The following is an 11,734-nucleotide window of genomic DNA, read 5'->3' as shown; positions in this document are numbered from 1 at the left end:
CCGATAGTATGTCACAGGAATGTGAAACAAAAGTCAGACGTTAAGGAAGATGGTGCGAAGACCGGATGGCCCTCGCACCGGGGGTTTAACCGTGCTGCTTATCCCGCATCAACAGCGCGGTAGTGGCGGAGATAAGACAACCCGCCATCAGATAAATAGCTACGCTGTGCCAGTCTCCGCCTGAAAATGTTACCAGTGCCGCCGCAATAAAGGGGGTAAAACCGCCGCCAACCACGCTGGCCACCTGATAACCAACGCCTGCGCCGCTATAGCGATAGCTTGCGCCAAATAAACCGGTAAACATAGGCTGCTGCACGCAGACCACCATATCGTGTGCAATGTTGGCCAGCATAATCGCGAAGAACACGATCCAGAAAATAGACTGGGCCTCCAGCGCCATAAAGAATGGGAAGGCGCTTAGCGTCCCGACCAGTGCCCCGGTAATGTAGACGCGACGACGACCAAAGCGGTCAGCAAGCCACGCAAAGCAGGGGATGGTCAGACAGCTCAGCCCGCCGACCAGCAATCCGATATTCAGAAACAGCTCGCGTGGCAGGCCGAGGTTTTGTGTCGAGTAGTTAAGAGCAAATGCGGTGACGATATACATCGTCAGCAGTTCACACAGGCGCAGGGCGATAATTTTTAAGAATGCGCCCGGATGTCGGATTAAAGCCTCAATGACCGGAAGCCGCTTTTTCTCGGGCTGTGGCGCCTGTTGCTGCTGTTCGAACTCGGCCGATTCATCCATTCTGTTACGCATCCACAACGCGCCTAATACCAGCACGATGCTGAACAAGAACGGAATACGCCAGCCCCAACTGAGGAACTGCTCATCGGTAGTTTGAGAGCTAATCAGCGAGACCAGGCCGGTAGAAAGCAGCAGACCGACGCCGTACCCGACCTGTACACCGCTGCTATAAAAGGCTTTTTTATTTTTCGGCGCGCTTTCGACGGAGAGCAACGCGGCTCCGCCCCATTCACCACCCACGGCGAAGCCCTGAATGGCGCGCAGCGTCACCAGTAGAACAGGGGCCCACCAGCCAATGGTGTCAAAGGAAGGAATAATGCCGATCAGCGCCGTGGCGATCCCCATCATCCAGACGGTGAGCATCAGCATACGTTTACGCCCAAGACGATCGCCGAAGTGGCCGAAGATGACCCCGCCTAGCGGGCGGAACAGAAATCCGACGCCAAAGGTAGCGAAGGCGGCAAGTGTTCCCATCGCCGGACTGACCTGCGGAAAGAACTCGCGGTTAAAGACTAACGCAGCGGTGATGCCATAGAGCAGAAAATCATACCAGTCGACCACGGCGCCCGCGAAGCTACCAAGCGCAGCGCGTCGGGCACGGTTGAGCGAAGAGGCGTCCTGTTGGGGACCCGTGGAGGTGAGGGTGGAATCCATAGTTATCCTGTCTGTACTGTCTTTTAATTATTAGTATTTGAGTTGGGTTACGCACATTGCAGCCGATAGATTACCGGACGTTATGAGATTACCGCGACAGGCATGAAGAGGAAACGATTATATCCCTCGCAGAGGGCAACATGAATAATTAGACGAATGAGAAAATTGAAAAGCAAAAAGCCTGCTCGAAAGCAGGCTTTTCTGAATTTGGCTCCTCTGACTGGACTCGAACCAGTGACATACGGATTAACAGTCCGCCGTTCTACCGACTGAACTACAGAGGAATCGTGTGAACGAGGCGCATATTAGCGAGGGCGATGAGGGTTGTCAAAGGACGAAATACAATTGTGCGTTCGTTTGCTGACAAAATCAGCAAAGCGGCGAACTTTCCGTCTTTTTATGCTTTTGCCCCATTCTGGTGCGCTTCTACCTTTTCCAGGGCAGCCACAGTTATCTGTATAAGCGTACAAAAAATGTCGTTCTTCACTTTGCTCCTTATCTGACGCGGCGTCAGCGTAAAACGCCGCTGCAGACGAAACTGGCAAGTATCTTGCAATCCTGATTCACATGACTGCCAGCACGGGTTCTGGTATTCCGACAGGAGGCAAAATGAACTTCAGACGACTGAAATATTTCGTAAAAATCGTCGATATTGGTAGCCTGACCCAGGCAGCGGAAGTGTTGCACATCGCGCAACCCGCGCTGAGCCAGCAGGTCGCCACGCTGGAAGGCGAACTGGATCAGCAATTGCTGATTCGTACCAAGCGCGGCGTCACGCCCACGGAAGCGGGGAAAGTGCTGTATACCCACGCCCGAACAATTTTACGTCAGTGTGAACAGGCGCAACTTGCGGTCAATAATGTTGGTCAGACTCTGAGTGGTCAGGTTTCTATTGGCCTGGCACCGGGTACGGCGGCATCATCCATCACTATGCCACTGTTACAAACAGTACGTGCCGAACTGCCCGATGTACTGGTCTATTTGCATGAAAACAGTGGGGCAGTGCTAAATGACAAGCTTCTCAGCGGACAATTAGACATGGCAGTGCTCTATGAGCGCTCGCCCGTGGCGGGCATAAGTTGTCAGCCGTTGCTGAAGGAGGATCTTTTCCTGGTGGGGACGCGTGATTGTCCAGGCCAAAGCGTCGATTTAGCCGCAGTGGCGCAGATGAATCTGTTTTTGCCGCGGGATTACAGTGCGGTGCGTTTGCGGGTGGATGAGGCTTTTTCGCTACGTCGCTTAACGGCCAAAGTCATTGGTGAAATCGAGTCTATCTCGACCTTAACGGCTGCCATTGCCAGCGGTATGGGCGTCACCGTGTTACCCGAATCGGCAGCCCGCGCACTGTGCAATGCAGCAAATGGCTGGATGGCGCGGATTACTGCCCCATCAATGAATCTGCCGCTCTCGTTGAATGTGTCGGCCATGGGGAGCTTGTCGCCACAAGCGCAGGCAGTCAAGGAGATCCTGTTGTCGCTGGTTAGCCGACCGATGATGGAAAACCGTGAGCTGCAGCTGGTAAGCTAAAGCTTATTCCCAAGAGGAATAAGATGCAGGTTTTTATTATTTGTTATGCCGGGCATCAGACTTTAACAATAGCGTAATGTCTGATGTGCCCGGAGCGAAAAGTGAATTTCCAGCAACTTAAAATAATCCGCGAGGCGGCCCGTCAGGATTACAACCTGACGGAAGTCGCGAATATATTGTATACCTCGCAGTCGGGTGTCAGCCGACATATTCGTGAACTTGAAGATGAACTTGGCATCGAAATATTTATTCGTCGCGGGAAACGCCTGCTGGGCATGACCGAACCCGGTAAGGCCTTACTGGGCATTGCCGAACGTATTCTGAATGAGGCCAGCAACGTCCGCCGTCTGGCGGATCTGTTTACCAATGACACGTCGGGTGTTCTGACGATAGCCACCACGCATACCCAGGCGCGCTATAGCCTGCCCGCAGTGATTAAAGCTTTTCGTGAGCTTTTCCCGGAAGTGCGTCTGGAACTGATTCAGGGCACGCCACAGGAGATCGAAGCGTTGTTGCAAAATGGCGGAGCAGATATTGGGATTGCCAGTGAACGTCTGAGTAGCGATCCACTGCTGGTGGCTTTTCCCTGGTTTCGTTGGCACCACAGTCTGCTCGTTCCGCACGACCATCCACTCGTCAAGACATCGCCTTTAACGCTGGAATCCATCGCCCATTGGCCGTTAATTACTTATCGACAGGGAATTACGGGACGTTCGCGTATTGATGAAGCGTTTGCCCGAAAAGGGTTAGTGCCGGATATTATACTTAGCGCCCAGGATTCGGATGTAATTAAAACTTATGTGGCGTTGGGACTGGGTATTGGGCTGGTGGCAGAGCAATCCAGTGGCGAGCAGGAGGAGGGCAGTTTGACCCGTCTGGATACCCGGCATTTATTTGATGCCAACACCGTCTGGCTGGGGTTGAAACGAGGACAACTACAGCGCAACTATGTCTGGCGATTTATCGAGCTATGCAACGCAGGGTTATCCGTGGATGAAATCAAACGCCAGGCAATGGAGCCCGATGAAACGGTGATTGATTATCAGATATAAAGCGGGCTTTTCAATATCAATTACGTTGCCACTGGCGCTCTTTTGAGTGCGCCAGTCTTCCACTGACTCTGCGGCCTGCATTGCGCCGTTGTCGGTAGCGAAAAATTAAGCCTCGGTAATAAATGAGACAAAGCGATTAAGCACCCGGCTGACTTCTCGGTTTTTAAGCCATATCATCATAGTGTTCACGTTACCTATCTGTGGGGTAATCGTATGGCTACGGATAGGGAAATTATGTTCATACTGTCTGACTACGCTCTCTGGCAACAGGGCAATCCCCATTCCGGCACTCACGCAGCCAAGGATCGCCTGAAAAGAGCCGAACTCCAGGGGATCGGCATAATCGACTCCCTGCAGCCGCAGCCATTGTCCCAGACGGGAGCGATAGTTACACCCCTTAACAAAGACCAGCGGTCTTGTCACTTTGAGGTCCGCGCCGGTAATGACATTCCGGTGCTCTGCCGCCGTCACCAGTACCAGCGTTTCCTGACATAAAATGTGCAATTGCAGAGGCGAATTTTCCGTGTGCAGTGCCTGATGATCGGCAACGAAAGCGATTTCCAGTTCATTGTTCAGGATGTGCTGCACCAGTACCTCCGTGGGGGAGGTTTTCAGGTTTAGCTCAACGGAAGGCATTTCGCGGTGGAAATTCGCCAGTATCGAGGGCAGACGTACCGCTGCGGTCGTTTCCATTGCGCCGATGCGTAACGGTCCCGCCACTTTTGTTCCATGCATGGACAATTCCGCTTCGTGTAACAGGGCCAGAATTTTGTTGGCATAGCGAAGAAGAAGCTCGCCTTCAGGGGTGATGTAGAGACGATTTTTCTCACGGACAAACAGAGATACGTCAAGGCTGGCTTCCAGCTGTTTGAGACGGGTTGTGACATTCGATGAAACGCAGTGCAGACTACGCGCAGCAGCAGATATGGAACCCGTTTCCGCAACCGTTTTAAACAAGTTAAGCGAGGTACTGTTCATAGAAGGCATTACCTAAAGTGAATGTTTTCGTCATTTTTATTAACTTTTTATTATCATTTCCTTATGTAAGATAACAATCAAACTTAATTCGTCTTTTGAGGCCAAAAAATGGATATCGATCACAGTGCTGTTGGCCATCGTCAGCTGTGTACTGCTGTATTTGGTATGATTGTCTTGACCTTAGGAATGGGAATTGGGCGTTTTTTATATACCCCTATGCTTCCCGTTATGCTTCATGAAGGGCTTTTTACCTTTTCGCAATTATCCTTAATTGCCAGCGCAAACTATGCAGGTTACCTCGTCGGCAGTCTCCTTTTCTCCTTTGGTATTTTCAACGCAGTCAATAAGTTAAGAATGCTGTTACTGGCTTCAGCGTTACTCACAGCCCTGCTGATTTTTTTGATGGCACAAGTGACTCAGCCTGAAATTATTCTGTTAATCAGATTCCTTGCGGGTGTGGCAAGCGCGGGAATGATGATATTTGGTTCAATGCTGGTGCTCCAGCATACCCATAATCCTTTTGTTATCGCCTCACTGTTTTCAGGCGTAGGAATAGGCATTTTTATCGGTAATGAATATGTCATTGCTGGCGTGTCTTACGCGTTAGATTCACACTTGTTGTGGATTGGTGCTTCCATACTTTCAACGATATTTTTCGTCATCCTGGTAATTTTATTGCCGAAAGATAAGCATATGATCCCGCCGGTAAAAGCAGTCGTAAGTGCGGAACCTGAAATCCAGTGGTGGAATTTAGCCTTACTGTATGGTCTGGCCGGATTCGGCTATATCATTGTCGCTACATATTTACCGTTAATGGCCAGGGGGGTTGGCAACACCTTTTTAGCCGACCATATCTGGTCCATTGTCGGTCTTGCCGTTATTCCTGGATGCTATGGCTGGTTATGGGCCGCGCGTAAGTGGAATATATTATCCTGCCTAAGTGTTAACTTAATTGTTCAGGCGATTTGCGTAGTCATGGCCATATTTATTAACTCACCACTGCTACTAACCATTAGCTGTATTGGTTTTGGCGGCACATTCATGGGGACAAGTTCTTTGGTCATGCCGCTGGCAAGAAAAATAAGGGCACCAAAAAAGATTAACCTTCTTGGCCTCGTTACACTGACTTATGGGGTCGGGCAGATCGTCGGTCCATTAATTGTCAGTGCCTTCCAGAGCAATAAAAATGGAATGACCTATTCCATATTATTGGGTGCAGCCTCGTTATTTATCGCAGCAGGGATTAGCTATTTACAATACAGTAAAGTTAAATATTCAGACAGTTGGAGCAAAGAATGAAAAAAATGACAGTGGCTATACTGGGTATGGGACCGCGTGGTTTAAGTATTCTGGAAAGGATTTGTGCCCTGCATACAGAGTATGCGATTAATGAACATATGCAGATCATTATTATTGATAAAAATGCCATGGGTGTGGGAGCGCATAGTTTGTCTCAGCCCGACCATTTATTAGTTAATACTGTTGCCTGTCAAATAACATTGTTTGGTGATGTGACCGTAAAAAATGCCGGCCCTTTTCGCCCAGGCCCATGTTTTCATCAATGGGCTAACAATCAGGGTTATCGCAAAGTGGGTGATCGCTATATAAAAAGCGAAACAGGTTTAGCTATTGATGCAAATGATTACTTGCCTCGTCGCTTATTGGGAGAATATTTAAATTGGGCGTATGAGAGAATACTAAAAAATCTGCCAGCCAGTCTGACGGTAACGCAAATAAATCAGCAGGCAACTAATCTTTTTATTCAGCAAGATAAACGATCAGCCATTGTTTTAGAAGATAATCAGAGGATTGTTGCTGACTTTGTTTATCTGACAACCGGCCATGGCGACAATATGAAAACGTTGGAAGATCATTATGTCGAAAAATTTATTGCCAGCAGCAATAAGCAAAATGAACTGCTGGAATATTATTCCACGCCTTATCCGGTTGATAGGTTAAATAATATTCACTCCCGAGCTAAGGTTATCGTCCAGGGCATTGGGTTGACAGCTTATGATGTTATTTCCCAATTAACGCTGGGACGTGGTGGACGGTTTGTGACAGACAATGGGATGCTTCGCTATCACCCTAGTGGCAATGAACCTGATATTTTTATTTATTCCAGACAGGCTCTGCCTTTCAGCAGTCGCGGCATGAATCAAAAAGGTATTTCCGGTCAATACCGACCACGATTCTTAACTTCAGCCGCAATTAATGAATTTCGTGTCCAGAATTTAATTCATAATGCCACATCAAAAATAAATTTCATCGAACAAATTTTCCCGTTGCTGCATAAAGAAATGTGCTACGTTTATCGATCTACCCTGGAGGGGAAGTGGCAGGAACCCACGACATATGTTGCTGATGTGCATGATGCCGCGGTTATCGATAGCATACTTTATCCTCATCGCAATCAGGAACATGCCTCCCTGGAAGAATATAGCCAATGGTTTATTGATTTTTTACGCGATGACTTGCATGAGTCTGACAAAGGCAACGTCAAGGGCCCAGTGAAAGCGGCAACCGACATTATTCGTGACGTAAGAGATATTTTGCGAGGGGCTATCGATAATTGCGGACTTGACGCGAAATCGCATCAATACTTCATTGAGCAGATCAATCCTGTCTTTAATCGTATTGCTGTAGGTCCGCCGAAACTGCGTAATGAACAACTGTTGGCATTAATGCATGCCAACATAGTTCGTCTGGCAGGAGGAAAGGATCCCCGGTTAATGATGAATGAATATGAGGGTAAGTTCGAGGTTCATTCTGAATTTAAAGATGAGAGTAGCGTAGTGAAAGCTGATGTGTTGATAAAAGCCAAAATTGCTAACTTTTCGCCGTTGCACGACGTTTCAACGTTGATGAGGAATATGACTATCAACGGCATTGTGCGTCCCTTTATGAACGATGGTTATCATCCAGGCGGGCTGGATATTGATATCAATCAGCATCCGATTAACTGCCTTGGGGAAACACAAGAATCGATTTGGGTGTTAGGCAATCCAGCGGAAGGGGCTAATTTTTACACTTACGTATTGCCCCGACCCCTTGTCAATTCGAGGTTCCTGGTCGATGCCGGGCGCTGTGTAACTGATATGTATCAACAATTGCACCATCGCAATGTTCAGCATGAGGTTGTCATTAATGCAGACTGAGCAAATCCAGACGCACGGTAATCTCTGGCAAAATCTGCAATCCTCAATGATTGTGATCTCATTGGGTGTTTTCCTTGCATCCTGTGTGCTTGCCGGTAAATATCCCGTGATGTCTGCTTTTGCACTCGTTGCGTCAATATTGTATATCCTGTCAACTTTTTCATTCTGGTGGAAAAAATCATCGGCAAGAAGTGGGATCCTCATTTTTATCGCTTCGATGATTTTTCTACTGACAGCAAACAAGAGTGGGGAACTTAACCTCCTCGCTGTTTTTGTACGATATTCAGACGTCATGCTCTTGCTGGTGGGGATTGCATTACTCCGGCAGGTGATGAACGCGATAAATTTTAACGCTGCGCTGGGGGCATATTTACTGCAGAAAAAACCGTCTCGAGTCACATTGTCTATAACGTTGCTGACCGCTTTTTTAACCTGGCCAATGAGCCTTGGGGCCATTCCACTCCTGCTTGATAGCCTGAAAAAAGTGGTTCAACCGAAGTTTAACCTGGCGAAGATTGTCACTCGTACGGTATGTATCACGATGGTTTTAATGCCGACGACTATTGGTGCGGCGGCGGTATGGGCTGCTATGCCGGATATCCCTCATGTTCCGGCGATGCTGGTCGGCATTCCCCTGTTTTTATTCAGTATCCTGTTAAACCAGAAATCGCGTGTCCAACTGGTTGCCGAAGATAGTCATACGGTTTCTGACCGCGGCAATATGACCTCGATTCTTGCTTTTATCGGCTTGTTTTGGGGAAGCTTTATTCTATCGTTGAGCGTGCTGGGGTTGAATCCTTTGCAGAGCATCACCTTCACGGCGGTTGTTCTTTTTATCGTCAGCCATTTTGCGAATCGCAAAAAGCAGTGGGCGCAACAACTGTCTGAATCTGCTCAGGGGATCTCCGGCGAAGTGGTATTACTCCTGGCATGCAGCCTGTTAACATCGGTATGTATGATGTTGTTTGCAAACATCCCGCAAGGCATTACAGCGTTTGTTAGCGGTCTTACAACTTTTCAGTGCTATGCCATTATTTTATTTGTTCTGCCCTTGCCTGGTATTCTCGGTATTCATCCCCTAATTATATTTAGCGTGTCGTGGTCGATTTTTTCCGACTATCTTTCCGGCAGCGTGGTGGATTATCAGATTTGGATTTGCCTTTTTATTGCTACGCAACTGCTATCTCCGGTATCGATAAACGCAATTTTTGCTGCCAACAGCCTTAATGTTTCTCCCGGCAGAACCAGTTTCCAGATGCATTATGGTTATGTTCTGCTGTTTAACCTGTTTGCGCTTAGCTACCTCGGCGCATTATCCACAATCATTTAGTTTACAGGAGTTGTTATGCCCTACGTAAATATTAAGATCACTAAAGAAGGTGTGACCGATAAACAAAAGAAACAGCTGATGGAAGGTGCGACTCAGCTACTGGTGGATGTGCTTAATAAAAACCCTGCTACAACCATTGTGGTTATTGACGAAGTCGATACCGATAACTGGGGGATTGGCGGCGTACCGGTGACCGAGTTGCGTAAAAAAAGTCAGTAATAGTGAATGTGATGGCGGGGAACGTGCGTTCCTCGCCTGATATCCGCAGCCATCGTATTTTGCCCTGGATGCAGGTAATGATATTGGCCCTTGCCGGTGTCATAAGTTGAGAAAAATAACCAACATACATTATTGTCTCTTTTCTGAGGATGTCATATATGCATGCTTATCATCATATACGTTTGGGTAATACCTCGATTAATGTTAAAAAAAGCTTTGATGAGTTGCTACCTGATCCCTGGCTTAAAGCTGAAGATGGAAAATTTCGTTTTCGAAGTTATCTTCAGGCAAAAGCAGGGTATGAAAAATATTTTAGTTTGTGCGAGGCCGGAGTTTTCTTTCAGTCTGAAAAACTTAATACGTATTCAGGTGGTATCAGCAGAAAGTATCCAGAAATAAAACAGGATGTTGCCGAAGAAATTATGAATCTGGTATTTAGCAAATTACTGCCATTGCTACCGAAGGATAACTATAACGTTGGTATTCATCAAATAAGAATTACAACCCATGATCGACAGCCGGGCTATCCTGCTCCGGAAGGTATACATCAGGATGGCTTTAAGTTCATTGCCGTCTATTGCAGCGAAATGGAAAATATCGCCGGTGGCGATACTACGTTAATCCCTCATCACGACGGTGGAAATGACGCAACAACCTTCAAAATTCTGGCAGGGGAGGCGATCATTTTCAATGATGTTAATTATCTGCATTATACCGCACCTATCGTACCGCTGTTGCCCGGGAAAGGATTTCGGGATGTGTTTGTCATTACGTTTGATATCGAGAGTGAAAAATAATGAACATCTTACTGTGCCCACCCAAAATTCTTTTACAACACTCGCCAAACGCCTGGCATGAACTCCAGCAATCAACGCCGTTAGTGATAGCCACCTGCGCCAGTCAAAAAGCGGCGATTTTGCAACATATGGGGAATGATTTTACCTTTCTGTTTTATGAAAACTTTAACGATAATCCCCTGGTAGAACTGGATATTTATCATTATGCACGTTCGAACAACGCCAGCGGTATTTACTTCCTGGCTGAAATTGATGTGCTCAGAGCGGCAAGGATCAGCGATCGTTTAGGTTTAACGCAGGGGCGTGAGAATGCGGCGATCCTGTTTCGCGATAAGTTTCTGATGAAATCCCGTGTGCAGCAATATCAGTTACCGATTCCAGCAATGGCTCGCGTGGGAAATGCGACGGCAATGGCCTCATTTATTGCGCAACACGGATATCCCTGCGTGATAAAACCAAATGATGGACGTGGATCTCTGGGGGTGGTGGTTTTAAAAAATGAAGGTCAGTTATTTAAATATCTGGCGCAGATGAAATCCTCTGAATACCATAATCTGTTAATCGAGAAGTTTATTGAAGGTGAGGCTTATCAGATCAACGCGTTGTATCTGCAGGGGAAACCCATATTTATTTCCGCCTCTCGGGCCACGGTATCTTGTCTTGATTTTCTATCAGGGCAAACCTTAGGGCTGGTCATGGAAGATGATAATCCACTGCACCAGAAGTTGATTGACTATACAAAATACCTTGCGAAAGAAGTCTTCCCTATTGAGAAAAACACCTTACTTCATCTTGAGGTATTTGTGGATCAGGGCGGTAATATTATTTTCGGCGAGCTTGCCTGCCGGTTAGGCGGATGTTTCGTTAATGAAGAATTAGGTGCGGCGTTTGGCCTCGATCCGCGTATGACATGGCTGAAGGCCTGTCTGAACGAAACGTATCCGCGGGATTTGGCGCAAAGAATACCTGTTATCCGGGTTGGACAACTGAATGTGCCGCCTTCTCAAGGAACCTTACAGGCTATTGCGGATAAATGTCCGTTACGTTTTGTGATCAATTATCGGGCTACAGGTGTTGTCGGACGTCATTACGATGTGATGAAACTGACGAATGGTGAGATTGTCAGTGCCATTGTTGAAGGTGAGTCCAGTCGTGAAATTGAGGAACATCTTGCGATGCTAACGCAATGGGTGATCGATAATACGCATTGGGTTAAAGATACGGTGCACTGAATATATTCATGACGGTGCCGGCGAAAACTATTGTTATCT

General features: G+C 47.4%; 10 protein-coding genes and 1 tRNA gene. 8 read left to right on the top strand and 3 right to left on the bottom strand.

The genetic code is table 11. The features are described 5' to 3' along the window. Nucleotides 1-85: 85 nt before the first annotated feature. Both shiA and ICA20_RS14970 read right to left on the bottom strand, forming a co-directional pair. Entirely contained in the window at nt 86-1,402 is a 1,317-nt protein-coding gene (gene shiA, locus ICA20_RS14975) for a shikimate transporter (RefSeq protein ID WP_038639777.1), read from the bottom strand. A gap of 208 nt (nt 1,403-1,610) precedes the next feature. Then, a tRNA-Asn gene (locus tag ICA20_RS14970) sits at nt 1,611-1,686 on the bottom strand. 325 nt (nt 1,687-2,011) lie between these two features. Between ICA20_RS14970 and nac the strand changes: the two genes are divergently transcribed. Further along, the gene (gene nac / locus ICA20_RS14965; protein ID WP_038639782.1) at nt 2,012-2,929 is read left to right on the top strand and encodes a nitrogen assimilation transcriptional regulator NAC; all 918 of its coding nucleotides are present in this window, start codon (nt 2,012-2,014) and stop codon (nt 2,927-2,929) included. Between the two features lie 101 nt (nt 2,930-3,030). Continuing rightward, nucleotides 3,031-3,981 (top strand): HTH-type transcriptional regulator Cbl, encoded by a 951-nt coding sequence (gene cbl / locus ICA20_RS14960; protein WP_038639784.1) that lies wholly within the window; start codon nt 3,031-3,033, stop codon nt 3,979-3,981. Between the two features lie 105 nt (nt 3,982-4,086). Here cbl and ICA20_RS14955 read toward each other — a convergent pair whose 3' ends face one another. Continuing rightward, nucleotides 4,087-4,959 carry a LysR family transcriptional regulator gene (locus tag ICA20_RS14955; RefSeq protein WP_038639788.1) on the bottom strand — a complete coding sequence of 291 codons (873 nt, stop codon included), beginning with the start codon at nt 4,957-4,959 and terminating at the stop codon, nt 4,087-4,089. A 108-nt stretch (nt 4,960-5,067) separates the two neighbouring features. Here ICA20_RS14955 and ICA20_RS14950 point away from each other — a divergent pair, with 108 nt between their 5' ends. The 6 genes from ICA20_RS14950 to ICA20_RS14925 all read left to right on the top strand — a co-directional run bounded on the left by ICA20_RS14950 (nt 5,068) and on the right by ICA20_RS14925 (nt 11,695). Beyond that, a complete protein-coding gene (locus tag ICA20_RS14950; protein ID WP_038639791.1) occupies nt 5,068-6,258 on the top strand; it encodes an MFS transporter in 1,191 nt (396 codons plus the stop codon). Then, nucleotides 6,255-8,117, top strand: coding sequence for an FAD/NAD(P)-binding protein (locus tag ICA20_RS14945; RefSeq protein ID WP_038639794.1), 1,863 nt, complete (start codon nt 6,255-6,257; stop codon nt 8,115-8,117). The genes ICA20_RS14950 and ICA20_RS14945 overlap by 4 nt, the downstream gene beginning before the upstream one ends. 46 nt (nt 8,118-8,163) lie before the next feature. Next, nucleotides 8,164-9,447, top strand: a complete 1,284-nt coding sequence (locus ICA20_RS14940; RefSeq protein ID WP_230592229.1) for a hypothetical protein — start codon at nt 8,164-8,166, stop codon at nt 9,445-9,447. A gap of 15 nt (nt 9,448-9,462) precedes the next feature. Next, a complete protein-coding gene (locus tag ICA20_RS14935) occupies nt 9,463-9,666 on the top strand; it encodes a 4-oxalocrotonate tautomerase family protein (protein WP_038639801.1) in 204 nt (67 codons plus the stop codon). 158 nt (nt 9,667-9,824) lie between these two features. After that, a complete protein-coding gene (locus ICA20_RS14930; RefSeq protein ID WP_038639804.1) occupies nt 9,825-10,463 on the top strand; it encodes a 2OG-Fe dioxygenase family protein in 639 nt (212 codons plus the stop codon). Next, nucleotides 10,463-11,695 carry an ATP-grasp domain-containing protein gene (locus tag ICA20_RS14925; RefSeq protein WP_149282261.1) on the top strand — a complete coding sequence of 411 codons (1,233 nt, stop codon included), beginning with the start codon at nt 10,463-10,465 and terminating at the stop codon, nt 11,693-11,695. Before ICA20_RS14930 ends, ICA20_RS14925 begins: the two co-directional genes overlap by 1 nt. Nucleotides 11,696-11,734: the final 39 nt, after the last annotated feature.

The organism is Citrobacter sp. C5_2, assembly GCF_014596845.2.
Classification (GTDB): Bacteria; Pseudomonadota; Gammaproteobacteria; order Enterobacterales; family Enterobacteriaceae; genus Citrobacter; species Citrobacter werkmanii.
Note: the sequence above shows the minus strand (reverse complement) of the source record. Positions and strands in the feature narration are given on the sequence as shown.

Excerpts from the sequence above, each read along its gene's own strand:
- shiA (WP_038639777.1), bottom strand. The coding sequence starts at position 1,402 with ATGGATTCCACCCTCACCTCCACGGGTCCCCAACAGGACGCCTCTTCG.
- nac (WP_038639782.1), top strand. The coding sequence starts at position 2,012 with ATGAACTTCAGACGACTGAAATATTTCGTAAAAATCGTCGATATTGGT.
- ICA20_RS14955 (WP_038639788.1), bottom strand. The coding sequence starts at position 4,959 with ATGAACAGTACCTCGCTTAACTTGTTTAAAACGGTTGCGGAAACGGGT.
- ICA20_RS14950 (WP_038639791.1), top strand. The coding sequence starts at position 5,068 with ATGGATATCGATCACAGTGCTGTTGGCCATCGTCAGCTGTGTACTGCT.
- ICA20_RS14945 (WP_038639794.1), top strand. The coding sequence starts at position 6,255 with ATGAAAAAAATGACAGTGGCTATACTGGGTATGGGACCGCGTGGTTTA.
- ICA20_RS14940 (WP_230592229.1), top strand. The coding sequence starts at position 8,164 with ATGATTGTGATCTCATTGGGTGTTTTCCTTGCATCCTGTGTGCTTGCC.
- ICA20_RS14935 (WP_038639801.1), top strand. The coding sequence starts at position 9,463 with ATGCCCTACGTAAATATTAAGATCACTAAAGAAGGTGTGACCGATAAA.
- ICA20_RS14930 (WP_038639804.1), top strand. The coding sequence starts at position 9,825 with ATGCATGCTTATCATCATATACGTTTGGGTAATACCTCGATTAATGTT.
- ICA20_RS14925 (WP_149282261.1), top strand. The coding sequence starts at position 10,463 with ATGAACATCTTACTGTGCCCACCCAAAATTCTTTTACAACACTCGCCA.